Raw genomic sequence first — 26,892 nt, 5'->3', positions numbered from 1 at the left:
TTTGTTGGACGAAATTTATGCGTTTTTAAGGCAGCGGTGTAACACATTATTGTGAATTTGATAGTTTGCTATCAGCCAGTTAGGGGAATTTGTAAGTGGCAAGCAGAATACGGGGTTGATTGAATGGAAAAGTTGAGAAAATGGGTACGACCGAAATGGATCATTCTTATGGCCATCCTGCTATTTTTATTTCTATACGTCGGGGTGATTACTTGGCATACATACAAACCGCTTCCGGAAGGTGTCAACTATGAAGGCGACATCCATTGGACGGACGACGTAGAAATGCTCACCGATCTGACGTACGCCCAAAATAAAAAGGGTGACGGGATGGTGCATGAACTTTCCATCTTTGATGAAATCTACAACATGATCGACGAGGCGGAAGAGTTTATCGTCCTCGATTTTTTCCTCATGGATCATTATACGGATGAAGACATCGATTTTCCTAAAATCGCGGAAACTTTGACAGCGAAATTAATTCAAAAGAAAAAAGAGAATCCGGAAATGGAGATCATCTACATTACCGATCCTCTCAACACAGGGTACGGCTCATATGAATCGAAGTGGTTCAGCAAGCTGGAGGACGCCGGTATTGAAGTGGTATATACCGATCTCGATCAGTTGCGGGATTCGACGCCTATCTATTCTGGCCTCTATCGGACGATTTTCCGATGGGTTAATGTCGAAAAGGACGGCTGGATTGCAAACGCGATGTCGAGCAAAGCGCCGAAAATGACATTGAGGTCGTATTTGATCCTTTTAAATGTGAAAGCGAATCATCGGAAGACATTCGTGACGGACAAAGCGGCAATCGTGACGTCGGGGAATCCGCATAATGCGAGCGGCTTCCACGGAAATGTCGCCTTGAAAGTGAAAGGAAGCGTATTGAATGACATTTTAGAGGCGGAAGAGGCGGTCGTCCGCTATACGAATGGCGGTTCCTTGCCGCGTGTCGACGTGGGGGAAGGGCAAGGCGGCGAATACGCGGTTCAATATTTGACCGAAAAGAAAATCCACGATGCGCTTCTCAGCGATATTACGGCGGCCCAAGAAGGGGATGCGATTCGGATGGGCATGTTTTTCATAGCGATGCCCGATATCGTGCAGGCAATTGTCGACGCATCGAATCGTGGAGTTCACGTCAAAATGATTTTGGACCCGAATGAGAACTCGTTCGGCAATGAAAAGTCGGGCTTGCCGAATCGTCCCGTTCTGCAAAAGATGATGGATGAGACGGATGGGAAGCTCGATGTCCGGTGGTATAATACCGTCGTCGGTCAGTACCATACGAAGCTGGTCGTCGTGCAGACAAAGCAGGAAACGTATATTACGAACGGCTCGGCGAATTTGACCGACCGGACATTGAACAATTACAATCTCGAAGCAAATTTGAGGGTCATTGCCCCGAACGACAGCGAGCTGTCTAAAGAGATTGACGGTTATTTCGAAAGGCTCTGGAATAATGAAGATGCCCTTTATACGCTCGATTTTGAGGAATTCCAAGACGGCTTCACTTTCTTCCAGCGCGGCATCTACCGCCTTCAAGAATTATTGAAGTTGACCACGTACTAAAAAAGGCTGTCCACGAACACTGTTCGTCGGCAGCCTCTTCTTTATTAACGGCTAGACTCCGGGCGCTAGCAGCTCGGGGTCATAAGGCCAAGCTACTACGTGGCAAACCACCACTTCGTATCTTGTCTTATGCCTGTCGCTGCTGAACAAGCGCCCTGCGCTTTTGTCTAGAGCTCTGCAAGTTGTTTATTTAACTCAGCTAGTCTTTCTTCCATCGCGGCAAGGCGCTGCTCCGCTTTATGGACGGAATCGGCATGTCCGGTCGACTCCAACTTCTCGACATCGCCTTGTAAGCTAATATAATCCATTTTTAACTCCGCAATTGCGGATTCAATCTGCCGTTTATTCATAAGGAAAACCCCCGACGTTTTCCTTTAGTGTACCATATCGGACATTGCTTTTCCGCCCGCTCCGCGTTTCGGGAATTCCAATAAATAAAGGATCGTCTCGATGATTTTATCCTTCCCTTCCCCGAGGCCAAGTGCGAGCTGGCGCTCAATCGAACGTTTTCTCAACGATTCATGCAGCAACGGCTCCATGATCGCGTTCAATAAATTCGATTGCTTCACTTTCCTTCCGAGACCAAGATGGACAAAGCCGTGCTGCTCTTTCGGAAATGCAAGTCCCAATTCGAAATCATTTTGGGATAGCACGACGCACGGGATACCCATGACGGCGACTTCATAAGGCATATAGCCCGACGCGCATAAGACGACATCTGCAGTCGCGTAGATCTCGGGCACATTGTAAGGCGGCTGCTGGACAAGTGTGTTCCGTCTTCCTAGCGCCATCATGCGGAGCGTGCTGACGTCATGCGGGTAACGTTCTCCGACGAGGACAGTCACTTTGAGTGGGATCTGCAGCTGGGACACATGCCGAAGCGCACGGTATGTCAAGTTTCCCTCATCCTCTTCTCCGAATGAAATAACGAGATGGGGAAGTGGGCCAGGAGGGCTTTTCCGTAAACCGGCTTTTTCAAAATTCCTCATCGTCGGATCGGCAATGAAAAGCTGGCGATCAACGATTATATGCTCAGCATGTTCATCGACAGCTTCCTCGATAAGGGTCTGGAAGACGAAGTCCGCTTGTTTTCCACCGTCACCGAAATCATCGAAATGCAAAAGGGAAGGGACGACGGTGCGGATTTTTTCCACTTCTTCGGACACTGTCGGGCCTGTATCGCGGATGAGGAGGTCTGGACGGATAAGCATCAATGTCTGTATCAGATTGGCTTTTTTGCCGATTGTAATTGATTTGAAACCGTCCGGAGGTGATGGGGAGTTTTCACCGACGATGAATAGGACGTTCACTTCTTTTGCGATGTCCCGAGCGAGCACGGCAGCTCTTCTGGCAGGGTATGAGCCTTTTCCGTCCGACCTCGCGATGTAGAATGCAACAGTTTTCTTCTTTGAGTTTTCTATTGGAATCACCCTTTCTATTCCTGTGTATAAACTACTCTCCTTTTCACCCTATGTTTGGAAAAAACGAGTTATGTACAAATACGTGGAATGAAAAAGGAAATGTGGTAAACTATCATTTATTCTTTAGGAAACGGGGTATTTCCATTGTTCGATTCTTTATTGTTCGATTTGATGCTCGTCATCTTAATCGGGATGCTTTCCCAATGGGTTGCGTGGAAATACCGCATGCCTGCGATCGTCGTCATGGCGCTTGCAGGATTGCTCGTCGGACCGGTATTCGGCCTGATCAATCCGCAGGAAAGCATGGGGGAGCTGTTTGGCCCGATCATTACATTTGCGGTCGCAATCATCCTTTTTGAAGGAAGCTTGAATCTAGATATTCGCGAAATTAAAGGGTTCAGCAAGCCGGTCGGAAGGATAGTCACAATCGGGGCGTTCATCGCTTGGATAGCAGGATCTCTTGCGGCACATTATTTAGCGGGCCTTTCATGGGAAGTTGCTTTCATCATCGGCGGTCTGTTCATCGTAACTGGACCAACAGTGATTTTGCCTTTATTGCGGCAAGCGAGGTTGAAACCGCGGCCTGCGGCAATCTTAAAATGGGAAGGGATTGTCGTTGATCCGTTCGGGGCATTGCTCGCCGTATTTGCATTTGAATTCATTAAATTTATCAACGCCGAAGTGACATTGAAATCGCTATTGCTCTTCTTCGCAGCTTCTGCGTTCGCAGTCATTCTTGGGTGGTTTGCGGCAGTGATTATAGGAAACGCTTTTGAGCGGGGAAGCATCCCTGAGTTTTTAAAAGCACCGATTCTTTTCGTCGTCGTGCTGTTCACGTTTGTTTTTGCGGATGAAATCATGCATGAAACAGGCTTGCTTGCCGTTACGGCAATGGGGATGAAAATGGCGAATATGCGTCTGACGACGTTGAATGATGTGCGTCATTTCAAGGAGAATATTTCTGTACTGCTCATCTCGGGCATTTTCGTCATGCTAACCGCGTCACTTGATCCGAAAATATTAATTGAAATTTTCAACCCTGCGATCATGCTTTATGTGGCAGCAATGCTTTTTGTCGTTCGGCCGCTGTCGATTTGGATATCCACAATCGGGACGGACTTGAATGTGAGGGAGAAGCTGCTGATCGGATGGATTGCGCCGAGGGGAATCGTGGCGCTTACCGTGTCAGGATATTTTGCCGGCATATTGCTTGAAAATGGATATGAAGATGCAGAGCTGCTCACCGCTCTGACATTTGCGCTTGTTCTTTCAACGGTTGTTCTACACGGATTCTCCATCGGGTTTATTGCCAAGAAACTGAACTTGACGACGACAGATGAGTCTGGTGTCGCAATTATCGGCGGAACGCGGTTTGCGGCTGAGTTGGCACAATCGATTAAGGATACAGGCAATGAAGTGCTGCTTGTCGATCAGTCGTGGGCGGCACTTGCGGACGCGAGAAGGCGTGGACTGGATAGTTATGTAGGGGATATTTTGTCCGAACAGATCGAGTACCATATCGACTTGACGCCTTATCGGTACATGTTGGCGATGACGAAGATGGATTTGTATAACGCGCATGTTTGTGCAGATTTTGCACCGGATCTCGGGCGTGATCATTTATTCCAAACGGCATTCCACGTCGGGAATGATGTAGAGGCGTTTACAATTTTAGGTGGACAGACGCTGTTTTCTCCGTCAATCTCGATTTATAGCTTGGAAGAGCGGGTGCATGCAGGTCATGTCATCCGGAAGACTCTTATTACAAAGCAATATAGCTACACGCAATATTTGCGTGAACGTGATGATAAATCGATTCTGCTTTATATTCTTCGGTCGGATGGGGCGATTGAATTTTTCACGCCAAACGTTGAATTGCAGGCAAGTGCAGGGGATGCGATTATTGCACTGACATCTCCGGCGAAGACGATTGAACGGGTGAAGGAGCGTTTGGAAGGGGAAAATGGCGATACGGCAATCCCCTATGAAAAACTGGAAGAGTTGTTCACCGATGATTCCACTTCAGGCAAGCGGGACATTCCGGGAGAAGCGCCGAAGTCGAACGGGGACTCTAAAACAACCATCTCCGAGTGACAGCCGCTCGGGCCATAAGTCTGTTTATGGGCAATCGTACCAATCGTTATGGTACGATTGTCTTTGTGAAAACAGCTATTAGGAGGATGACCAGTGAAAGTTTTGTTTGTGGACGGGACCATTATCGGCAGCAAAACGGGCGCAGTGCTTGATACGGTCGAACAGTATGTAAGAGATAGTAGTGGGGATTTCCAAATTGAACGTATGAATATGGCGGATTATGATCATCAATTCGTCGATGGACGTCCGTCGGAACAATATAATAAGGACATGCAGGAAATGGTTCGAAAGTTTGAAGAGGCTGATGCGTATATTATTGCCACACCAATCTTCCAAGGCTCCATTCCGGGTGTGCTGAAAAATGCATTTGATATGCTGCATCCGCATGCGATGCGCTACAAGCCGGTTTCAATCGTAGCGAACGGCGGTACATACCAGCATCATCTTGTTCCTGAGAATCAGCTGAAGCCGATTTTAGATTACTTCCGCTGTCTCGTAACACCGAATTTCGTCTATACCCATTCGGGTCATTTCGATCAGGATAACCGGATCATCGATGAAGACGTGCACAATCGTTTGCGCGAATTGGCAAGAGTGTTCGCGAAGTATGCAGAGATGAGTCAAAATCTTTCGAAGGATATATTGGACGCGAACTGAACGTGAGCGATAAAGGGCTGTCCAGAAAGTCGGAAAACGACTTTCTGTGACAGCTTTTTTAGTGAGAGAGGTCTGCGTCCAAAGCGAGTCATCGCGCGTCCAAAGTGGGTCGCCGCGCGTCCAAAGCGAGTCATCGCGCGTCCAAAGCAATCCGCCGCGCGTCCAAAGCGATTCGCCGCGCGTCCAAAGTGGGTCGTCGCGCGTCCAAAGTGATTTGCTGCGCGTCCAAAGTGGGTCGCCGCGCGTCCAAAGCGATTCGCCGCGCGTCCAAAGCGAGGCATCGCGCGTCCAAAGCACATCAATTTCACTAGACATGCAACAGAAGACGTTCTCCCTTATAATAAAAATATGTAGAAAGGGGATTTAATCATGTCCAAATCAGTAGTGTTGGCCGAAAAGCCGTCCGTTGCGAGGGATATCGCGCGGGTGCTTGGCTGTAATAAAAAAGGCAATGGCTTTTTAGAAGGCCAAAAATATATTGTCACATGGGCGCTCGGCCATCTTGTGACACACGCAGATCCGGAAGGGTACGGCAATGAATACAAGGAATGGAAGATGGAATACTTGCCGATCATTCCAGATCCATTTAAGCTGACTCCGATCCGCCAGACAACGAAACAGTTCAATGCTGTAAAAGCACAGCTTCGACGGAATGATGTGAAGGACATCATCATCGCGACGGATGCAGGACGGGAAGGGGAGCTTGTCGCTCGATGGATCTTGGAAATGGCGAAGAACCGTAAGCCTGTGAAGCGTCTATGGATATCATCCGTTACCGATAAAGCGATAAAAGATGGATTCAACAATTTAAAAGACGGCCGCCAATACGAAAACTTATATGAAGCGGCGGTTGCGCGTGCAGAGGCGGACTGGGTCGTCGGCATTAACGCAACACGTGCGTTGACAGTGAAATACAATGCGCAATTATCGACAGGGCGTGTCCAGACGCCGACACTCGCCATGATTGCGGAGCGGGAAAAGCAAATTCGGGAATTCAAGCCGAAATCGTTTTATGGTTTGCAAGCGTTGACCGAAACAGCGAGATTCACATGGTCCGATAAGGCGGGGCAGACACAGTCGTTCAACAAAGACACAATTGAAAAATTGCTGGCACGTCTCGATGGGGTTCATTCCGGAAAAGTGAAGGATGTCAAAACGACTCCGAAGCAACAGCCGGCTCCTCCTTTATTCGACTTGACGGAGCTGCAGAAGGAAGCGCATCGGCGTTGGAGCTGGTCAGCGAAAGAGACGTTGTCGACATTACAAAATCTATATGAACGACATAAAGCAGTTACGTACCCGCGGACAGATTCGAAGCATTTAACGTCGGATATGGCGGGCACATTGAAAGAGCGCATCAAAGCGGTCGACATCGGGCCATACCGGAAGTCGGTCAATGTATTGTTGCGGTCGAATTCAGTCAAGCCGCAGAAGGGCGTCATTGACGACAAGCGCGTATCCGATCACCATGCGATCATCCCGACGGAGGAGACGCCGATCTATCAAAACTTGTCCGATAAGGAGCAACGCTTGTACGATTTAATTGTCAAGCGCTTCCTTGCCGTCTTCTTCGGCCCGTTCCGCTATGATCAAGTAACTGCAGAGCTTGAAGTAGGCGGAGAAATGTTCAAAGCGAAAGGAAGGACGGTCACGGACGAAGGGTGGAAAGCGGTTTATTCCACGGATGAGGAAGAGGAAGATACGGACCGGTTGCCAGCTTTCACGAAAGGTGCCGAAGTGAAGATTCGTGCCATCGTCATGACAGAAGGGCAGACAAAACCGCCAGCACGTTTCAATGAAGGGACATTGCTTGCGGCAATGGAAAACCCAGCGCAGTTCATGGCGGGTGAATCAAAAGATCTGATCAAGACGCTTGGCGACACAGGCGGCCTTGGAACGGTTGCGACGCGTGCTGATATTATCGAAAAGCTGTTCAGCTCATTCGTCATTGAAAAAAAGGGGAATGACATCTTCACGACTTCGAAAGGAAGACAACTGCTTGAACTCGTTCCGGAAGATTTGAAGTCCCCGGCTTTGACGGCTGAATGGGAGCAAAGCTTGACGAAGATTGCCAATGGCAAAATGAAAAAAGATGCGTTCATGAAAGAGATGGTGGCCTTTTCGAAGAAAACCGTCAAAGAAATCAAAACGGACGATAAAAAGTTCAAGCACGATAATGTGACGGGTAAGATGTGCCCGGATTGCGGAAAGCCGTTGCTTGAAGTGAACGGCAAACGCGGCAAGATGCTCGTATGTCAGGACAGGGAATGCGGCCATCGTCGCAATGTATCCCAATTGACGAATGCACGATGCCCAAACTGTAAGAAAAAGCTAGAGCTTCGTGGAGAAGGGGACGGAAGAATTTTCGTCTGCAAATGCGGCTACCGTGAAAAGCTTTCTGCTTTTGAAAAGCGACGCGCTCAATCCGGCGGCAAAAAGGCGGATAAACGCGACGTGCAAAAGTATATGAAAAAGCAGGAGGAAGAGCCTGTGAACACGGCATTGGCGGATGCATTGAAAAAGATGTTCGAGAAGTGATGATGCAGAGCGAAGGGAAAAACGCTAAACTGCTCTTTAAGTAATGGTCGGTAAAAGTGGAAAACTGTCGAAAAAGTAGGCCCAAACAACCAGTCGAAAATACCTTTCGAATAATCAGTCATTGAATCTTTTGCTGGATGTTTTGGTAAGCAATAAATGGCTATAATACTCATAACTGAAAGTGGACACGTATCAGGAGGTGAGTGACATGAATGCCATCATGACGTTTGCATCCGCTGCCGACCAAATGCAGCGGTACGACGCGGTGAGACGCAGGAATGCTGAACAAGCTTATCATCGCCAAGCGGATTACAATGGACGGAACCAAAAAATGCTCGATGACTTGGAAGCATTGCTGACAGGAAAAAAGGAACCGAAAGCTGCGCAAGACAATCGGGAGTTCAAAAAGCTGGATGCAGGACAGGTGAAGCAGATCGCCCTTCCTCTCGGGAAAACGTTAGAGGAGACGATCGATGCGTGGCGGGACGTCCGAAGAGAAGCGATATCAGTCCAGGAGCCGACGACAGCGGATCATCAGCTTGCAGCTACTGCTTCCGCTAAAATCATGGAAACAGAAGCAAGGCTTGCACTCCAAAAGAGGGAGCAATCCCAATTGGAAGCAGAAACGAACCGGGCAAAGACGGAAGTGTTCAAAGTGGCATCCATGGACCTTCCGACTGATTTGGAACGGGAAGTGCTATTGGAGCAAAAACGCTATGCAAAGGCAATTTCCGCTTACTCGATCCAAGTGGAAGCGAAGCGGAATGGGTTTATTGCCGAATGGCCGAATATTAATAGAACAGCCTAATAGGAAGGGTCGCCAGTTAATGGCGGCTTTTCTTCTATTTGCCGAAGGATGTGAATATATGGCGAAGCAAAAGAAATCCGTAAAGACAAATGCGGTAAGACTTTTGGAAAATGAACGAGTGACGTATGAATTGATGGAATATGATATTAATGATGGACAATTGGACGGCGTGTCTGTCGCTGCAAAAACAGGGCAGGCAGAGGAATCGGTCTATAAGACGCTTGTGACGATCGCTGGTCCGCGGGAGCTCTTCGTCTTCATCGTGCCCGTCGCGGAAGAGCTTGACTTAAAAAAAGCTGCGAAGGCGGCAGGCGTGAAGAAGCTCGATATGCTGCCGTTAAAGGATTTGACGAAAGAGACAGGGTACGTCCGTGGAGGTTGTTCGGCAATTGGCATGAAGAAAAAGTATCCGACCGTAATCGATGCTTCGGCTGAACGGCTTGAGCAGTTCGTCGTCAGTGCAGGGAAGCCGGGATTGCAAATGAAATTGTCCCCGGCCGATCTTGCAAGCGTTGCCGACGCGACCTTCAGCGATATTATCAAAGGCTAATCACAAATAACATACCTTCTTGACACATGCTACAATAGTGGAAACAGATAATGACCTATCCATGATAGAGTAGCGGGGGAAAGAAGAGTGCAGATGAGAAAAATTTTTGTATGGAGATGGACATTCTTCCTTGTCGGCGTGATCGTCTTGTCGCTAGGAATTACAATGACAATTAAAGGACACCGTCTCGGCGTTGGACCATGGGATGTTCTGCATATCGGACTGACTCGGAACTTCGGGTTGACGATCGGGACGTGGAGCATCATCCTTGGCTTGATCATCATTGGGGTGACCTCTGTCGTGTTGAAGCAATGGCCGAAAATCGGGACATGGCTGAACATGACCTTGCTTGGTCTTTTTATCGATTTGTTCAACTGGATGTTGCCTGAATTCAATTCAATGACAGGGCAAGTAATCATTTTCACGCTCGGTGTCATCGTCATGTCGTACGGCGTTGGCATTTACGTTGCACCGAATGTCGGTGCAGGTCCGCGCGACGGCCTGATGCTCATCCTTGTTGATAAGCTCGGAATTAGTGTGAAAAAGGTGCGGACGATGATCGAAATCATTGTCGCCGTTGTAGGATGGCTGTTAGGCGGTCCAATAGGTATCGGCACAGTCATCATCGCCTTCCTCATCGGCCAAATCGTCCACTACGCCCTCCCGCAATGTCGCAAACTCCTATTAAAAATTGCAGGGGAAGAAGACGAGCAGGTTTTGTTTATTAAATGAGTTTTATCGAAAGCATGGCAGACAAGCCGTGCTTTTTTTTATTCTTTGGGCATATGGTAGAAAGGCAAGTAGTCAATTGGGAAAGGATGGTCATCATATACGGGACAATAACGGAATACATGGGGACAGCCTATACAGGGCATGGGGTTGCGCATAAATACGACACTTTGATCGCCACCGCTGACAAAACAATCTTTTTAAAAGCGCCGCCGACAAATGCATTAACCAAAGTCTTGAACGATGCGGCAGCTCATTTCATTAAAAGAGGCTACGACGTGGATCGATTCAACAACCCCGTCCAGCCTGACAATACAGATGCCATATTTGTGAAAGATCTTAATTTATTCATTCTCCAAGCGTCCCACCCCGTTTCGCTTGAGCCGACCGAAATTGGCGGACGCCATCACGTCATCAGCTTCTACGATGCGTACGACGAAGAAAAACTGCAAAGCCGCGCCGCCGAAATGGCTGCCATTGCAGAGGAATCGAACGTCATGTTTACGAAAATGATGCAGTCTATGTCCGATGCATTGCGAATCCACGACGATTGGGAGCAAGTGAATATCGTACGGATGATGTGGCATGAACATGAGCAGCTCATTGAATCATTGAAAAATGAACTTTTCGGCACGATGAAGCTGCATAAGACATCGACAGTATCACATCGGATCGCCGGCTCTTTATCGCCAGGAGGGTCCCGTGATTACATTCCTTCCATTACGAGCTGGACGAAGAGAAGGATACTTATGAAAGGGTTGTCCGGAACGGGAAAATCGACGATGTTGAAAACGCTCGGCAAAGAGGCGGAGCGTAGGGGAGTTGACGTGCTTTACGGTTGGTGTGGCCTTGATCCTACAAGCGTCGACATCTTGTTGTTGCCGGAGCTGTCGGTTTGCTTGTTTGACGCGACCCAGCCGCATGAATACGACCCTGAGAGTCCGTTGGATGAAATACTTGATCTCGTTTCGTTATGTACGGAAGATGCGGAAGCAGAAGAGAAGATTGCCGAAATCAGCGGCCGATACAAAGAGAAAATTATGGACGCGACCGGTTATATGCATGCACATGCCCATAGTGAAAACAGGCTGCGCGAAGTTGTCGATCAGGCCATTATAAGGAAATCCTTCGAGGAAAAGACGAAACAACTTTCAAAATGGATTGACGTATAATGCGATTCCTTCTGCGATATGGGTCCTCTTATGCTAAAATGGGGGCATCAATCGTTTGAAAGGAAGATCATTTTGTCAAAAGTGCTCGATGCTTTTTTACAGGAAAATTTACAGGAACTGCGCGACCAAGGCCTTTACAATGTTATCGATCCGGTAGAAGGTCCGAACGGTCCCATCATTACAATTAAGGGGAAAGAGTTAATCAATCTATCCTCGAATAACTATTTAGGGCTTGCAACGAATGAAGATTTGAAAAAGCTCGCGATTGCGGCGACGGAAAAGTATGGCGTCGGTGCGGGAGCAGTACGAACGATTAACGGAACGCTCGATATTCATATTGAACTAGAGAAAAAACTTGCGGAATTCAAGGGGACGGAAGCAGCGATTTCCTACCAATCCGGATTCAACTGTAATATGGCGGCGATTTCTGCGGTCATGAACAAGCAGGACGCTATTCTTTCAGATGAATTGAACCACGCTTCAATCATTGATGGCTGCCGTCTATCCGGCGCAAAAATCATTCGGGTGAAGCACCAAGATATGGACGATTTACGTGCGAAAGCGAAAGAAGCGAAGGAGTCCGGACAATTCGGCAAGCTCATGTATATTACAGACGGCGTATTTTCAATGGATGGCAATATCGCGAAGCTTCCTGAAATTGTAGAGATCGCGAAAGAATTCGATTTGATCACGTATGTCGACGATGCGCACGGGTCAGGCGTAACAGGCAAAGGAAAAGGGACTGTTAAGCATTTCGGGCTTGAAAAAGAGATCGACTTCCAAATCGGTACATTGTCAAAAGCAATCGGCGTTGTCGGTGGCTATGTTGCTGGAACGCAGGCATTGATCGACTGGCTGAAAGTTCGCTCGCGGCCGTTTTTATTCTCCACTGCATTGCCGGCAGGCGACGTAGCTGCAATCATGGGCGCGCTAGATAAAATCACAGAATCTACTGAGCTGCATGATAAGCTATGGGAAAATGGAAACTATTTGAAAGAGGGCCTCAAGCGACTCGGCTTCGACATCGGTGTTTCTGAAACGCCGATCACGCCGTGCATCATCGGCGAAGAGAAATTGACACAACAATTTTCAAAACGGTTGATCGAAGAAGGCGTATATGCCAAGTCGATCGTCTTCCCGACTGTTCAGAAGGGCAAAGGCCGAGTGCGTAATATGCCGACCGCCGCTCACACGAAGGAAATGATCGATGAAGCGCTAGCTATTTACGAGAGAGTAGGAAAAGAGCTCGGCGTCATTTCATAATTTGAAAAATAACTGTCGTGTCGGCGCTTAGCCGATGCGGCAGTTTTTTTCTACAAATCTTTAATAAACGATGATTAACTTTCTACGAAAATGGGAATAGATATAAGTAGGTCACTTTGAAAAGGTGGGGCAATATGCGATACAATGAAAGCGTCCAACTTTTGCAATCAAACGGCAAAGCCGGTGCGTCGATTGTAAAGTATAGATATGACAAGATAAAAAAAGTGATGCTTATGATCATTCGTGAAGCAGGCATCATTTCATTTGAAGAATTATCGAACAGAACGTTACGAAGGTTGACGCCGTTCGATGGAAATAATCAGTGGTATATGGAAGCGATTGTGACGGATCTTGAAGCGAGGGGCCAGTTGGAATGCCCAATGCTCAACGGTCAATTATTCGTGAGAACTGTTCGATAAACGCTTTAAAAAATATGAAAACCCATCTTTGAAAAAGATGGGTTTTCTCTGCGTTCTCTGTTTCATCTACCTCGTCGGCAAGTGGACTTGTTTGGCAATTTCATCGTAGAAGACAGTCGTCAATTCTCCGTTTGGAAGTTCGACGTCATATTGCATCGGTTCATTCGGCCTCATTTCAACAATAAGCCCACGTCTTCCGTCCTTTAATTCTACGTAGGTCTCTTCCATGAAGTCCAATGTTCACACCTCCTCGGTCGAAAAAACTCCTTTCGCCAGTCTTTTCATCATATAATGCACGACATAGCGTTGCATGCCGACTGCATGTTTCGTTGCAAGAACTGTTTCGGAGTTAAATACATCCTCCTGTCCCTGCTTCAACGCCATGACGGCCTTCAAGGAGTGGACCATCCAGGGAGTTCGCACTTTCGACAAAGCTTCGGATGACTTCTCCTTATTATTACTCATTGTATACCCGATTCCCGCATAATAATCACGGTAGAAAGTTGTTGTCATCGATTTTGACGATTCTATCAATCCTCTCCAATCCTTTTGGAATACTAGCAAATTGGCATTATACACATCTTGCACTTCCGCTTGAGGGTAAGATTTCACGATTTTTTTCAATGACTCGATAATCTCTTTATCCGATCCATGAGCCAAAGTATACGCGTAGCTAAAAATCGGTTTACTCCGATGATTCGCCAAATAACGGTCAATCAGTTTCAAACTTTTCGTTTTGTAGATGATATAGAAGGGATAACCCATCGTTAAAATGAAAGTGAACACCATAACGATTGTGAAAACAAGCCACATTTGTAGGCCGGATAAAAATAAAGCAACCGCCAATAATGCGCCGATGATAATAACTAAAATGAGATTGGCATATTTACTGAACATTGTGCACCTCGACGTTTTTCCTCTAGTATACCAGATAAATAAAGGGAAAAGATGATAAGGAAGGAATAGATGTTGTGTTTTACAGGTGCACATAATATAATCTCTTTATATTGATGTGAAAGAGTTTATTATGTTCTGAGAAAAATATGTCCTTTCCATAAACACATTTGACCATTAGGAGGAGTCAGGATTGAAAAAAATCATGGTGACTGGTGCGCTTGGCCAGATCGGTTCAGAATTGATTGGCAAACTGCAAAATGAATATGGCGTGGATAATGTGCTATCGACAGATATACGTCAGCCGCTAGAGCCGATTGCTGGCCCATTTGAAGTACTCGATGTGACGGACGGCAAGAAGATGCACGAAGTGGCGAAAGATTTCGGCGCGGATACAATTATGCACATGGCGGCGCTTTTATCTGCCAAAGCGGAAGAGAATCCTTTGTTTGCATGGAACCTCAACATGGGCGGCCTTATGAATGCGCTTGAAACAGCACGCGAGCTCAATATGCAATTTTTCACGCCTAGCTCGATCGGGGCATTCGGTCCTTCAACTCCGAAGATGAACACTCCTCAAGACACTTTGCAACGGCCGACAACGATGTATGGCGTGAATAAAGTCTCGGGTGAGCTATTATGCGATTATTATTATCACCGATTCGGCGTCGACACGCGCGGCGTGCGTTTCCCGGGATTGATTTCCTATGTGGCGCAGCCGGGTGGGGGAACGACGGATTATGCGGTGGATATTTATTACAAGGCGATTACGGACGGGAAGTACGAGTCATTCATAGCGGAAGGCACATATATGGACATGATGTATATGCCGGATGCATTGCAGGCGATTGTCGATTTGATGGAGTCGAATCCTGCGAAATTGATGCACCGCAATGCCTTCAATGTGACAGCGATGAGCTTCGAGCCAAGTGAAATCGCAGCATCTATCCGCAAGCATATCCCGAATTTTGAAATGACGTATAATGTCGATCCGGTCCGCCAAGCGATTGCCGACAGCTGGCCGAATAGCATTGACCCGTCTGCAGCCGTCGCGGAATGGGGATTCCGAGCGACATACGATTTGGATGCAATGACAGCCGATATGCTGGAAAAATTGAAAAAGAAATTGAATGTTTGATATGAAAAAGACCGCTGATCCGGTAAATGGATCGGCGGTCTTTTTGTTATTGTCTAGCTTCAACGACCAGGCCTGACAGGCATAAGCGGTCGTTTCCGCTTTTCGTTAATTAAAACAGTAAATGTGCAACACCTGCAACAATCGGCAAGGCGATGAGTGTACGCAATAGGAAAATGATAATTAAATCTAGGATATTAATAGGAATTTTCGTCCCAAGAATCAAACCGCCGACTTCGGACATATAAATTAGCTGAACGACTGAAATCGTTGCGATTGTGAACAACGTAATCGGCGATGTAATGGAACCGTCAGCCAAAATGACTGGCAGGAACATATCTGCAAAACCGACGACCATCGTCTGTGCGGCTGCCGCAGCTTCCGGAATGCCCAACACGGAAAGAATCGGTTCAAAAGGTTTTCCTAAAAATGTGAACACACCAGTATATTCGGCCAACATAAGCGCCACCGTACCGAATGCCATAACAACCGGTGCGACGCCGATCCACATATCGAGCACGTTACGCATGCCATCAGTGAAGATCCTGCTGATGGAACGGTTCTTCGAAGCGGTATCCAATGCGTTCTCCAGCCCGTGATTGAATACGTTATAACCTTCAGGAAGTTGCTCATCTTCGCCCGTGAACTCCCGGCCGTCGATATACGCCTCTTTCTTGCTTCTAAGCGGATAAATCCGCGGCATGATGAGCGCTAAAATGACGCCAGTCACCAGTACTGTTGCGTAAAACGGAAGGAAGTAGTTGGACATGCCAACCGTATCGATAATGACGAGTGAAAACGTAATTGAAACGACTGAAAACGTTGTCGCAATGATTGCCGCTTCCCGTTGTGTATAATGGCCATCCTCATACTGCTTGCTCGTCAACAGTACGCCGATCGTACCATCGCCGATCCATGAAGCGAGCGCATCGATGGAGGAACGTCCTGGAAGTTTGAATAATGGACGCATCACCTTCACCATCATCGTACCGAAAAACTCCAAAAGACCAAAATTCAATAATAATGGCAATAAAAGTCCTGCGAAAAGGAAAATCGTAAATAAGAATGAAACAAGACCATCTGGTGCTAGAAGCAGACCACCCGTATTTTCATTCCAAATTGCCTCAGGTCCGATTTGGAAAGTAACCATGATGGCGAAAACAGCTCCGATAATTCGGGTGACGACCCAGAACGGAGTTACTTTGAACAAGCCTTCCATAAGAGAAGGTTTAGAACTGGAACGCGGGATGAATGCATAAACAAGCGATCCAATTGCCGCGATAACAATAATAATCATTGCGGTCATTGGCATAGCGGGTTCGAGCCAGCCGGATAGAATATCCGCAAGCTTTGCAATGGGAACTTTCCATTCTTCTCCGAATTTAAGCGGGATCATGAATAGGATGATACCGAGTATGGATGGAATTAGAAAGTAGAGCCAAGTGGATAAATGATGTTTTTTCAACTCTAGTTTGCTCCTTTATGAATAAAGTATCAATATTGTTGTATAATCATACATACTACCTATTTTTCTGCTAGTTGTAAATATACTGGAACAAAATCACTCTTTTCAGTTTTTTCGTTTTGCTATGTAAATGCCCCGTTTGCTATTGCGAACGGGGCATGATCAGTTGGGATGTTTATTCGAAATCCCGGTCCCATTTGTATGTGAAAAATTTCTCTTCGTGCAGCCATTTTAACGCTTCAGGATCTTTCTCAGCCAGCCTTTTCTCCATATCGCGCATCATCCATACGGTTTGGGAAGCATGCGCATTCAATGTGTTGAGCTTTTTTTGAGCCGCTCCTTCGACGTTATGGAAGACGTCAGGTGTGCCGATCATTTCCGCTGTATTATGTGCGAAAGCGAGCGTATACAGTGTCGGGCGCTCGGATTCTTTCATCCTCCTGACGGCACGGACGACGGCGCGTCCAGTTGCATCGTGGTCTGGGTGGACGGCGAGTCCCGGATAGAATGTGATGATGAGCGACGGATTCGTATCTTCAATTAAATCGGTGACGAGCTTGATCATCTTTTCGTCATCCTCAAATTCTATCGTCTTATCGCGCAAGCCCATCATCCGTAAATCTGTAAGTCCCATCGCGGCTGCGGCATTTTGCAATTCTTGCTTGCGAATTTGCGGCAGCGTTTCGCGGTTAGCGAAAGGGGGATTGCCGAGATTCCGGCCCATCTCGCCTAATGTCAGGCAAGCGTATGTGACGGGAACCCCCATTTCGATATACGTGGAAATCGTACCCGATACGCCGAAAGCTTCGTCGTCCGGGTGCGGGAAAATGACGAGTACGTGGCGTTCTTCTTTAATCATCGATAAGCCTCCTTAACAATCAAACAGCTTAATATGTAAACGGTGTTTCACTAATTTCGAGTGCGACGGCAAGTTTTCCATCAGGGTCGAGCCCAGCCATGAGCAGCCGATCGTGTTCATCGACCGTGTAGTGAGTGATCCCTTGCGCATAAATCCATCCTGACGGCAACTTCAAGCCGACCCGATGCGGCGATTCGCCCGCCACTTTCCCGAGCTCATATTTGACGACGACATTCCGGATGAATGCCCCCGCGTTGAAAAATCCTTCCTTGAAATGGGCTGCATACGCACCATTCGTCGTTTCAAGATGGATGTAAACGTCTTTATTCGCATAGGAATTCAGCAATTCCTGCAACTGATCCGGTTTCACAGGTTCCATGATAAATCCTCCTTCTTACAAAATCACATAACTTCAGTATATAGAAAAGTGAAAATGAATGCGATTGTGGTGCTTGAAACAAAAGCGGAGGGCGCTTGCTCAGGTGCGACAGGCATAAGGCGGACATGCGAAACGGCGCTTTTTGCCGTACAGCATGGCTGACTTATGACCCGAGCAAAACGAACTGCGAAGGGTTCGATTTGCCGTATTTCTGCGCTTTTGGCAGAAATTAAGGCACCCTAATAGCGCCCGGAGTCTAGACGGAACAAAATTACATGGGTCAAAGGTCATGAAATGACAATAAATATGTGAAATTGATCGATAAGTTCTGGGAAATGACCGATAACTTCACCGAATTGACCGATAACCTTCGGGAAATGATCGATATCCGCGGGGAAATGACCGATAACTAAAAAAGGTCAGAAGAGAAAACTCTCTTCTGACCTTCAAGCAATCAAATCTCCGATGCTGTAATATCCGGTGCGCCGATACGGTTTTTTGCGCCGTGCATGACGGGTCCTACATATTCATTCAACTTCCAGCCGTTCGCGATCGCCGCAGTAACGAATTTCTTCGCTTCGATGACGGATTCTTTCACGTCGAGGCCATTCGCGAGGTTTGCTGTAATCGCAGCGGCGAACGTGCAGCCCGCTCCATGATTATAATGCGTAGCCGTTTTTTCCGCTTCGAGCAGCGTGAATGTCTTGCCGTCATAAAATAGATCCGCCGCTTTTTCGTGCTGAAGCTGTTTGCCGCCTTTGATGACGACGTTGCGTGCGCCAAGTGAATGGATCTTTTCGGCTACCGATTTCATTTGCTCAATGGTAGATGGTGTTTTCATGCTCGCCAATTGTCCTGCTTCGAACAAGTTCGGCGTTACGATTTCGGCTTTTGGAAGCAAATATTGCACCATAGCGTCGACAGTTCCCGGATTGAGAACTTCGTCTTCGCCTTTACAAACCATGACGGGATCGATGACGACGTGGTTGAGTCCGGACTCCGCAATCGCCTCGCCCGCAGTTTGGATGACTTCCTCCGTACTAAGCATGCCTGTTTTAATCGCGTCGATGCCTGTCGAAAGGGCTGTTTTCAGTTGCGCTTTCAACACATCAATCGGAAGTGAATAGACGTTATGGCTCCAATTGTTGTCGGGATCCATCGTCACAACAACCGTCAAAGCTGTCATGCCGTATGTGCCGTGTTCTTGGAATGTTTTCAGGTCGGCTTGAATTCCCGCCCCGCCTGACGTATCTGATCCTGCAATGGTCAATGTCTTTTTCAAAGTCATAGCTGGAAGTCTCCTTTATGTTGGATTGCCTTCGCTTTTAATACTAATCAAATTGATGAAAAAATACAATTATTGCAATCGTATGGCGGTTTCTGCGGGATTATGGAGAATTATGCATGTTTACGAGTTTTCGAATGAAAAGCGGATGGCTCTATGCTTATCTGTTGTCCGCTGCGAAACTTTTAGATACGCTAAACGTACAACTATAAGTAAAAATGTGCGATTACAAGTGTCGAAGGAAGGTGAAAAAGGGTATGGAAGATAAAAAGAAATTGCAGGAAATTGAAAAACTGCTGAAAGAATTGAAGGCGTCAGATTCGGAGAGTGCGGTCACAGTGGAAGAGGCGCTCGGCCGCAAACGAAAATCTTGGCGTCCGCGCATGCCGTTCAGATTCCTTTCAATGTGGAAGCGATCGGCAATTTTGCTGGCCGTGCTTCTCCTGCTCGCCGTCATTTCCCTTCCGTTCATCGCTTTTCAATTTTTAAAACTAGGGAGCACCTTCACGGAACAGAAAGGTGTATTCCTCGAACAAATACAAGAGCTGAACGAAATGGCAACAGCGGAAGCGTATACGAAAGTCATCGTCGAACGACAGGACAATCAACTGTTTGGACAAAGCATCGGATTAAATGTGCCGGGGACAAAGCGGCAACTGCTCGTCGTCATACCGGGATCGGTGAAGGCGGGCGTTGACTTGTCCGAGCTAACAGAAAAAGATGTAATCATAGATGAAAAGAATAAGACGGCGAAGCTCATTTTGCCGCCTGCTACCTTCCTCGGGGGAGCGGAAATTTATTTTGATCAAGTCGAAGTCTATTCATACGAAGGCGTTTTCCGTCAAAAGGCAGATATAAAAGAAGCGTACGAGTTGGCAGCTGAGGCGAAAGAGCTTATCGTCGAGGAAGCGACCGGCCAAGGAGTTTTGAAGACGGCGCAATTCAATGCCGAAAAGACGTTATCGGAAATGTTCTCATTCGCGGGATATGACGTGACGATCGAATTCAAGGAGTGAGATGCTTGCAGAAAAAGAGGTTCGGCAATGATTGGGATGAAGTGCTTGCGGAGCAATTCCAGAAACCGTACTACTTGCAACTTCGCGATTTTCTAAAAAAAGAATATGAATGCCAGAATGTGTACCCACTCATGGAAGATATGTGGACAGCTTTCAAACTGACACCTTTCAAGAATGTGAAAGTTGTAATTTTAGGTCAGGATCCATATCATGGGCCTGGACAAGCGCATGGCCTCAGCTTTTCGGTTAAGCCTGGCGTCAAGATTCCGCCGAGCTTGCGGAATATGTTCAAGGAATTGCAGTCCGACATCGGATGCGATATTCCCGAAAATGGGACGTTGACTGGCTGGGCGAAGCAAGGCGTACTTATGTTGAACACTGTTCTGACAGTGAGGGAAGGGCAGGCGCATTCTCACCGGAAGCAAGGGTGGGAGCAATTCACCGACGAAGTGATCCGACGCTTATCCGAACGCGATGAGCCGGTCGTCTTTATCCTTTGGGGGCGCCCGGCGCAGGAGAAGAAGAAGCTGATCGATTTGCAAAAAAACGCCATCATTGAAGCCGTCCATCCGAGTCCGCTTAGCGCAAGCCGCGGCTTTTTCGGCAGTCAGCCCTATTCCAAGGCGAATGCCATTTTGGAAGGGTGGAATGAAACGCCGATCGACTGGTGCCGGACAGACGAAGGGATGTAAGGGAAGAGGTGGCCGCATGGCTGTAAATTGTTTTCGTTGTCAATACTTTTTCGTAACATGGGATCCGAAAAGCCCGCGTGGCTGCAAGGCATATGGTTTTAAAACAAGGGAACTGCCGTCAATCGTTGTCAGACGATCATCCGGCATGGAATGCATGAAATTCGAACCGAAGAAAGGGGATGCAAGAAGATGATTTCAACCGAACGGATCATTGAGGAAATGCAACGCCAGCTGAATTACGCAAAATCTGCAGAAGACGACCAAGCCGTCCGAGAGGCGTTGACGGCGATTCGGGCGCTCTGCCAAGTCGTTCTCGTCAGTGATCAGAAAGACGAACCGATTATTACGCCGAGAACGATGGCGATTTCCCATCAGCCGAGAATTTCTTCATTGGAAAGCAGGCCGCTTGAGGAAGAGGATGCAAACGGCGGCTCGATCTTCGACTTTTAATTGGTAATAAATCAATTACGCCTCGGCGTAATTGCGTCCGGATTTTTATTGAGCTTGCTCGATAAACTCCTTTAAAAATCTGTGGCATCCGCCGGAGGCTAACTTAATTCAGCCGGGGCAAGAATACCTGCTGAATCGTAGATATATCTGTATCCATCCTTCCGTGTTGGAAGTAGGATGACTTCGGTTGAATTAAGTTGCCGTCCTTTCACTGTGAATGGGCGGCAAAAATGTTTATCATAGAAGTAGAACTTTTATTTCAAGCGGAAAGTAGGAAACCATATGCCATTTTTCATTATCGCGGGTGCTGTCAATGCAGCCCTTGCCGTAGCTCTCGGCGCGTTCGGCGCGCATGCATTGAAAGAGCGTCTTTCTGAACGGTATCTCGCTATTTGGGAAACAGCCGTCCAATACCAAATGTTCCATGCAATCGGACTTATCGCAGTCGGCATCCTTATGAGCACATCGCTCTTCGGCCCGTCGACCACTTTGTCATGGGCAGGCTATCTATTGCTCGCCGGCATCATCATCTTCTCCGGCAGCCTATACGTTTTGAGCCTATCCGGCATCGGCATTTTAGGCGCTATCACCCCAATCGGCGGCGTCGCCTTTATCGTCGGCTGGATCATGCTTATCATTGCAACAGTAAAGTTCGGAAAGTGAATTGGAAACGGTCTGAAGAGCATCAGTTCTTCAGACCGTTTTTTTTGAATCGCGTCATAGGGAAGGGAGGGAGGAGGGGTGTCCCGCGTTCATAGAATCGGCTCGCGCGCTCAAGAACTCGAATCCGCGCTCAAGAATCCCACCCGAGCGCTCAAGAACTCGAATCCGCGCTCAAGAATCCGCCCGCGTGCTCAAGATCATAAAAACCTCCATAAATCTGTCAAAACTATCCTGTGATTGTATTCGCACTCTTTAGTAAACTAGTAGAAAAGGGGGAGATTCCATGGTATTGACCCGACTACGTTCAAAGCAAAGTTTGTTTGCTGCATTGCTGCTTCTCGTTCTTGTTAGTAATTATTTAGCGTACCGGCTGCCTGCGATTCCGATGCCGGACGATTCCCGGGCAGTTGTGATCGGTTCGCTGTTGGATTTGGCGATTGTTGCGCCGCTTCTAATTTTGGCGATGACGCGCAAGAAAGGCTTTACGCTGAAACGATTCATTACATTTATGGTGATTGGGCTTGTTGCAGCGAGGTTCATTATTCCTCATGAATATTTTGAGCCATTCAAATTCATCCCATATGCTGCAATTGGGCTTGAAGGATTGATTGTACTTGCGGAAATTGGGCTTCTTTTCCTGTTAGTCAAACATCTGCCTGGCATTGTAAGAGAGTTGAAACAGGGAAACAATAGTGGTTTATTCGCCTTTCCTTCGCTCGTCAAAGAAAGGGTGTCGTCCCATCCGCTCATTTCCATCATCGCTGCGGAATCGCTCATGTTCTACTATGCTTTCGCTTCTTGGAAAAGGAAACCACCCACAGGGGAGACGCTCTTTTCCTTGCACCAGAAAACGAGTATGCTCGCCTTCAACATTATGCTTATCCATGCCATCGTCATAGAAACGATCGGCATCCATTGGTGGCTTCATGGGAAATCAATGATTTTGTCCATCGTACTGCTCATCTTGAATATTTATTCGGTCATCTATTTTATTGCGGATATTCAAACTGTACGACTGAATCCATTGGCAGTGAAAGAAAATCGAATGCACATTTCCCTTGGACTCGGGAAACGTATGGAAATTCCTTTTGACGCGATTGATAAAATCGAATGGTTTGAAGATGCGGCAAAGTGCAACCTGAAGTCGAAAGGTCTGATCGAGTTCATTGCGCGGGATATGGAGGAAGCGAAGCCGAATTGTGTCCTTCATTTCAAGGAGCCGCTGAAGGCGACTTTGTTTATGGGAATGGAGAAGAAATTCAATATGGCTGCAATCCGTTTGGATGAACCGGATCGTTTCCGGGACGTGCTTGAGGAGAAGTTGGGATAATGAAAAAAGTCTTCCACTGCCGTGTTGGCAAGGGAAGACTTTTGTTCGGTTTAAAGTCCGGGTTGCTGATTAAAGTAATTCAATTCCTCGTTAAACTCCGCATAGTCGAAATAAATCATAGGCATCAAATAACGTTTGCCGGTAGCTGTGCTCAAGATAACGTGATCTCGACCTGCAGCTTCTACCACCCCCGGGATTGCTAGCGTATTCTTTCCGGGTTCGACGGCATGTTCGAAAGAGAAATGGAATATGCCGGGTTTGCCCCTGTTGAGGCGGAGGATATTTTCAATATACGACTCCTCCCTGAATGGTGGCCGACCTGCTGCAGGAATCTGTGGCGGCGTTGTAGGCATTTGCATTTGTGGTTGTTGAAAACCGGGATAATAATAATATTGGACCATTTTTTCATCCTTTCAATTTTTAGACTTGTGGACAATCTTGTTCGGTAGGGGAATAGAAGCAGTGCGCTTTGTATCTTCCAGTATTCCATTGATTGTGCCATTGGGCTGGGCAGGTTCCAGAAGGTTGGAAAAACCAAAGTGACCTCGTTGCCGGCTGAAACCGTTCGCCTTCAACATTGCTTCTCGCAAGCTTCACGTACTGATCGCGCGCGAGTTGATAAAAGTAGCATTTCCGACCATGAGCATCCCAAGCTGTCCATCGCCCTCTGCTTCAACCCGCATCAGCCTTGCTGACAAATCAATTTCACTGTTTGTGGCTTTTAATACTGCCACGACATAACCCCCTCGGTTCCACCTTATGCATTTCCACCTTCGTTGATGACTGAAAAATATGTATACTAGTAGTGGGGGGAGAGTATATGCATATTGAAAATGATATTCCGGTATTCCTTGATTTTTGGGAAGCCAAAGAACAGCCGACGCTATCGGATTTGGAATCATATCTAAATAGCAATGAAAAAGTGTACGAAAAATATTTTCCGATTCATTGTCCAAGGACGGAAGAGCGCTTGTCAGCTGCTTTACAGAAATACGAAGCCAAGATGGATGACATCCGTTCCACTTCTGCCAGTTTGCCAGGCATTATTCGGGAAGTGGATGAGACGTACGAGCAATCATTCGGGTTAGGCTTAGATCTTTCGTTAAAATTGATGGTCGGCACATTCGGTTCAAATGCCTTCGTTACGAGGGAAAATCGCCGCGAAATCTATTTTGCTGTCGAGAAGCTATCCGCCGAGCGAAATCATTTGAAAGTGATCACTGCGCATGAAATCGGTCATGTGGCACATTTTGCAATGGCCACACGCAATGGGCTGGATTGGTCAACCGTCGATTGGGGACATGGTTTGACGACGCTATTTACGGAAGGAGCCGCCACGTATTTATCGAAGCGGACAGTCCCGGGACTTCCGGAGCCGGTCTATTTTACATACGACGATGAAGGCGATCCGTGGGTGAAATGTTATGAGGACAATAAACTTGAGGTAAAGCGGCGATTTTTGGAAGACGCAGTCGGGGATTGGGACATGACGAAGGAAAAAGAATGGTTCCGTCTATCGGGCGGCAGCTATTTCGGTTACAACCGCCTTGGTTATTTACTCGGCACAGACTATGTTGAACAACTCGTTGAGCGGATTGGCGAAGATGCGGCATTGACGTTTTGGAATGGGAATGATTTGAAGGCGGATATGATGGAATGGTTGCGGAAATAAAAAGCGAAGAGCCGTCTAGGCTCTTTTTTTATTTATTGAAATAAGGGTATGGATAGGCAAAGTGCTTTTTCGGAGGAGTGGTATGATGCCTATATTGAACACGGATGGTATAGAGATTTATTATCAGGAGGAAGGGGATGGCTTTCCGCTTTTATTGTTGCACGGCTTGACGAGCAATAGTGAGATGTTTCGGCATGAAATCGATCAATTTAAAAATAACTACCGGGTCGTAGCGCCTGATGCCCGTGGACATGGGAATTCAGAGAAGCCGCCGCACTATGAATTGGAAGATCATATCCGGGATACAATCGCGCTCGTCGATCATCTTGGACTGGATTCGTTTTACATGATCGGCGTGTCGATGGGGAGTTACATAGCGCAAGGGGTTGCCATCGAATTGGGCAACCGGGTGAAGAAGCTCGTGCTTGTCGCAACGAAATCCCACGGCGAACAGGCTTCCATGGAAGAGCTTTACGATCGCCATGCTGATGAAATGAAAGGCATGACGCCGATCGATAAAATGGTTGCCGCCTCGAAATATATGTTTCATAACCAAAAGGCGGTCGGGAAATGGCTGCATGAAACTGCGGAGCATAGTGAACAATTGACGTTGCATGAACAAGCCATCGCATCGAAGGCGTTGGAAGGATTCGATTTCCGGAACGATTTGCATCGCATCAGTGCCGAGACACTCGTCATCGGCGGTCTGTACGACGGATTGAATCCTCCTGATTACGGAAAAGAGACTGCTGAACTTATTCCAGCAGGCGCATTCTTGGAATTCAAATTATCTGGCCATGCACCGAATGTCGAGCAGCCGCGCTTGTTCATGGAAGTCGTCACGAACTTTTTGGAATGATGGAATTGTCTGTTCAGGCGAATGAGCCATCAGTACGGGCGGTTGGTGAGCGATATCAGGCGTTCGTTTGATTCAATCAGGCGGTTAGCATACAACATCAGGCGATATAGAACATAAAAAAGAGCCTCTATTTAGAGGCTCTTTCCCTTATACTGTGAAAAACGACTTTTTCTTCTCTCCATCGAGCAATGTGCCGATGAAGAACGAACCGAACACGCCGTAGCGCGCGCTCACTTCATCGAAGCGCATTTCATAAACTAACTTCTTGAATTGGAGTACATCATCCGAGAATAATGTAACGCCCCATTCGAAATCATCGAAACCGACAGAACCGGAGATGATCTGTTTCACTTTGCCAGCGTATCCGCGGCCGATCATTCCGTGGCTGCGCATCAATGCCTTGCGATCGTCCATGCTAAGCATGTACCAGTTGTCTTCGCCTTCACGTTTTTTGTCCATCGGGTAGAAGCAGATGTATTGGTTGCGCGGAAGTTCTGGATATAGACGTCCTCGCACATACGGGTTTTGATACGGATCTTCATCAGACTCGCCTGCAAGATAATTGGACAATTCTACGACAGATACGTATGAGTAAGCTGGAACCGTGTAATCTGCGATCGTCAATTTATTGAATTCAGCTTCAAGCTCCTGCAGTTCGTCAATCGTCGGACGCAATGTCATAAGCATGAAATCCGCTTTTTGACCAACAACCGTGTAAAACGCATGGCTGCCTGTCTTCGCGTCATCCGCTTGCTGAAGTTTATCTAAATAGGCCATGAATTCCTCGACAGCTGCTTGACGTTCCTCTTTTGAAATCAACTTCCATGACGCCCAATCCATCGTGCGGAAATCATGGAGCACATACCATCCATCGAGTGTAATTGCTGCTTCGTTCATATGAATTCAAACTCCTTTATTCGTGAATTTAATTCTACCCCTAGTGTAGCATAATGAATGTGAAAACACG

Annotated in this window: 29 protein-coding genes and 1 pseudogene; 19 read left to right on the top strand and 11 right to left on the bottom strand. The window is 47.2% G+C overall.

Annotation, left to right across the window (positions count from 1 at the left end; translation table 11 throughout):
* Positions 1–123: 123 nt before the first annotated feature.
* Positions 124–1,575, top strand: a complete 1,452-nt coding sequence (locus ACR65H_RS01640) for a phospholipase D family protein (protein ID WP_440498314.1) — start codon at positions 124–126, stop codon at positions 1,573–1,575.
* 167 nt (positions 1,576–1,742) lie between these two features.
* Here the strand turns inward: ACR65H_RS01640 and ACR65H_RS01635 are convergent, their stop codons facing one another.
* Positions 1,743–1,925, bottom strand: a complete 183-nt coding sequence (locus tag ACR65H_RS01635) for an SE1832 family protein (protein ID WP_440498313.1) — start codon at positions 1,923–1,925, stop codon at positions 1,743–1,745.
* A 24-nt stretch (positions 1,926–1,949) separates the two neighbouring features.
* On the bottom strand, positions 1,950–3,005 hold the full coding sequence (locus tag ACR65H_RS01630) for a PseG/SpsG family protein (RefSeq protein WP_440498312.1): 1,056 nt from the start codon (positions 3,003–3,005) through the stop codon (positions 1,950–1,952).
* A gap of 135 nt (positions 3,006–3,140) precedes the next feature.
* Here ACR65H_RS01630 and ACR65H_RS01625 point away from each other — a divergent pair, with 135 nt between their 5' ends.
* From ACR65H_RS01625 to ACR65H_RS01585, 9 genes are all read left to right on the top strand, one after another.
* On the top strand, positions 3,141–5,090 hold the full coding sequence (locus ACR65H_RS01625; RefSeq protein ID WP_440498311.1) for a cation:proton antiporter: 1,950 nt from the start codon (positions 3,141–3,143) through the stop codon (positions 5,088–5,090).
* 93 nt (positions 5,091–5,183) lie between these two features.
* A complete protein-coding gene (locus tag ACR65H_RS01620; protein WP_440498310.1) occupies positions 5,184–5,747 on the top strand; it encodes an NADPH-dependent FMN reductase in 564 nt (187 codons plus the stop codon).
* A 369-nt stretch (positions 5,748–6,116) separates the two neighbouring features.
* On the top strand, positions 6,117–8,285 hold the full coding sequence (locus ACR65H_RS01615; protein ID WP_440498309.1) for a DNA topoisomerase III: 2,169 nt from the start codon (positions 6,117–6,119) through the stop codon (positions 8,283–8,285).
* 208 nt (positions 8,286–8,493) lie between these two features.
* Positions 8,494–9,093: a hypothetical protein gene (locus ACR65H_RS01610; protein ID WP_440498308.1), complete on the top strand. Its 600-nt coding sequence runs from the start codon at positions 8,494–8,496 to the stop codon at positions 9,091–9,093.
* Between the two features lie 58 nt (positions 9,094–9,151).
* Positions 9,152–9,643 (top strand): Cys-tRNA(Pro) deacylase, encoded by a 492-nt coding sequence (gene ybaK, locus ACR65H_RS01605; RefSeq protein WP_440498307.1) that lies wholly within the window; start codon positions 9,152–9,154, stop codon positions 9,641–9,643.
* 93 nt (positions 9,644–9,736) lie between these two features.
* Entirely contained in the window at positions 9,737–10,375 is a 639-nt protein-coding gene (locus ACR65H_RS01600) for a YczE/YyaS/YitT family protein (protein ID WP_440498306.1), read from the top strand.
* Entirely contained in the window at positions 10,372–11,544 is a 1,173-nt protein-coding gene (locus ACR65H_RS01595) for a hypothetical protein (RefSeq protein WP_440498305.1), read from the top strand. Before ACR65H_RS01600 ends, ACR65H_RS01595 begins: the two co-directional genes overlap by 4 nt.
* 72 nt (positions 11,545–11,616) lie before the next feature.
* On the top strand, positions 11,617–12,807 hold the full coding sequence (locus tag ACR65H_RS01590) for a glycine C-acetyltransferase (RefSeq protein WP_440498304.1): 1,191 nt from the start codon (positions 11,617–11,619) through the stop codon (positions 12,805–12,807).
* Between the two features lie 134 nt (positions 12,808–12,941).
* On the top strand, positions 12,942–13,226 hold the full coding sequence (locus ACR65H_RS01585; RefSeq protein ID WP_440498303.1) for a DUF6958 family protein: 285 nt from the start codon (positions 12,942–12,944) through the stop codon (positions 13,224–13,226).
* A gap of 66 nt (positions 13,227–13,292) precedes the next feature.
* Here the strand turns inward: ACR65H_RS01585 and ACR65H_RS01580 are convergent, their stop codons facing one another.
* Positions 13,293–13,463, bottom strand: a complete 171-nt coding sequence (locus tag ACR65H_RS01580) for a hypothetical protein (RefSeq protein ID WP_440498302.1) — start codon at positions 13,461–13,463, stop codon at positions 13,293–13,295.
* A 3-nt stretch (positions 13,464–13,466) separates the two neighbouring features.
* Complete coding sequence (locus ACR65H_RS01575) at positions 13,467–14,123, bottom strand: hypothetical protein (RefSeq protein ID WP_440498301.1); 657 nt, start codon at positions 14,121–14,123, stop codon at positions 13,467–13,469.
* A gap of 190 nt (positions 14,124–14,313) precedes the next feature.
* Here ACR65H_RS01575 and ACR65H_RS01570 point away from each other — a divergent pair, with 190 nt between their 5' ends.
* Positions 14,314–15,258: an L-threonine 3-dehydrogenase gene (locus ACR65H_RS01570; RefSeq protein WP_440498300.1), complete on the top strand. Its 945-nt coding sequence runs from the start codon at positions 14,314–14,316 to the stop codon at positions 15,256–15,258.
* Positions 15,259–15,367: 109 nt separating this feature from the next.
* Here the strand turns inward: ACR65H_RS01570 and ACR65H_RS01565 are convergent, their stop codons facing one another.
* From ACR65H_RS01565 to thiD, 4 genes are all read right to left on the bottom strand, one after another.
* Positions 15,368–16,720, bottom strand: a complete 1,353-nt coding sequence (locus ACR65H_RS01565; protein WP_440498299.1) for a YjiH family protein — start codon at positions 16,718–16,720, stop codon at positions 15,368–15,370.
* Between the two features lie 175 nt (positions 16,721–16,895).
* Positions 16,896–17,579, bottom strand: coding sequence for a bacillithiol biosynthesis deacetylase BshB2 (bshB2, locus tag ACR65H_RS01560; protein WP_440498298.1), 684 nt, complete (start codon positions 17,577–17,579; stop codon positions 16,896–16,898).
* Positions 17,580–17,607: 28 nt separating this feature from the next.
* Positions 17,608–17,958 (bottom strand): YojF family protein, encoded by a 351-nt coding sequence (locus ACR65H_RS01555; RefSeq protein ID WP_440498297.1) that lies wholly within the window; start codon positions 17,956–17,958, stop codon positions 17,608–17,610.
* 454 nt (positions 17,959–18,412) lie between these two features.
* On the bottom strand, positions 18,413–19,246 hold the full coding sequence (gene thiD / locus ACR65H_RS01550; protein WP_440498296.1) for a bifunctional hydroxymethylpyrimidine kinase/phosphomethylpyrimidine kinase: 834 nt from the start codon (positions 19,244–19,246) through the stop codon (positions 18,413–18,415).
* Between the two features lie 254 nt (positions 19,247–19,500).
* Between thiD and ACR65H_RS01545 the strand changes: the two genes are divergently transcribed.
* From ACR65H_RS01545 to ACR65H_RS01520, 6 genes are all read left to right on the top strand, one after another.
* Positions 19,501–20,259, top strand: coding sequence for a DUF4230 domain-containing protein (locus ACR65H_RS01545; RefSeq protein ID WP_440498295.1), 759 nt, complete (start codon positions 19,501–19,503; stop codon positions 20,257–20,259).
* A 5-nt stretch (positions 20,260–20,264) separates the two neighbouring features.
* Positions 20,265–20,951, top strand: coding sequence for a uracil-DNA glycosylase (locus ACR65H_RS01540; protein ID WP_440498294.1), 687 nt, complete (start codon positions 20,265–20,267; stop codon positions 20,949–20,951).
* A 16-nt stretch (positions 20,952–20,967) separates the two neighbouring features.
* Positions 20,968–21,144, top strand: coding sequence for a uracil-DNA glycosylase (locus ACR65H_RS01535; RefSeq protein ID WP_440498293.1), 177 nt, complete (start codon positions 20,968–20,970; stop codon positions 21,142–21,144).
* Entirely contained in the window at positions 21,141–21,401 is a 261-nt protein-coding gene (locus tag ACR65H_RS01530) for a YwdI family protein (protein WP_440498292.1), read from the top strand. The genes ACR65H_RS01535 and ACR65H_RS01530 overlap by 4 nt, the downstream gene beginning before the upstream one ends.
* A gap of 282 nt (positions 21,402–21,683) precedes the next feature.
* On the top strand, positions 21,684–22,064 hold the full coding sequence (locus ACR65H_RS01525) for a DUF423 domain-containing protein (RefSeq protein WP_440498291.1): 381 nt from the start codon (positions 21,684–21,686) through the stop codon (positions 22,062–22,064).
* A gap of 283 nt (positions 22,065–22,347) precedes the next feature.
* Entirely contained in the window at positions 22,348–23,394 is a 1,047-nt protein-coding gene (locus ACR65H_RS01520; RefSeq protein WP_440498290.1) for a beta-carotene 15,15'-monooxygenase, read from the top strand.
* 50 nt (positions 23,395–23,444) lie between these two features.
* On the opposite strand, the gene ACR65H_RS01515 is transcribed toward ACR65H_RS01520, so the two are convergent.
* Entirely contained in the window at positions 23,445–23,795 is a 351-nt protein-coding gene (locus tag ACR65H_RS01515; protein WP_440498289.1) for a spore coat protein GerQ, read from the bottom strand.
* Positions 23,796–23,814: 19 nt separating this feature from the next.
* A pseudogene (locus ACR65H_RS01510) lies at positions 23,815–24,128 on the bottom strand (cell wall hydrolase).
* An 86-nt stretch (positions 24,129–24,214) separates the two neighbouring features.
* Between ACR65H_RS01510 and ACR65H_RS01505 the strand changes: the two are divergent.
* Together ACR65H_RS01505 and ACR65H_RS01500 are read left to right on the top strand one after the other, a co-directional pair.
* Complete coding sequence (locus tag ACR65H_RS01505) at positions 24,215–25,066, top strand: aminopeptidase (protein WP_440498288.1); 852 nt, start codon at positions 24,215–24,217, stop codon at positions 25,064–25,066.
* 85 nt (positions 25,067–25,151) lie between these two features.
* Positions 25,152–25,925: an alpha/beta fold hydrolase gene (locus ACR65H_RS01500; RefSeq protein ID WP_440498287.1), complete on the top strand. Its 774-nt coding sequence runs from the start codon at positions 25,152–25,154 to the stop codon at positions 25,923–25,925.
* A gap of 147 nt (positions 25,926–26,072) precedes the next feature.
* On the opposite strand, the gene hemQ is transcribed toward ACR65H_RS01500, so the two are convergent.
* Positions 26,073–26,822, bottom strand: coding sequence for a hydrogen peroxide-dependent heme synthase (gene hemQ, locus ACR65H_RS01495; protein WP_440498286.1), 750 nt, complete (start codon positions 26,820–26,822; stop codon positions 26,073–26,075).
* Positions 26,823–26,892: the final 70 nt, after the last annotated feature.

This window comes from Sporosarcina sp. SAFN-015 (assembly GCF_059415085.1).
The sequence above is the reverse complement of the archived record's forward strand: the minus strand, read 5'-3'. Positions and strand labels throughout refer to the sequence as shown.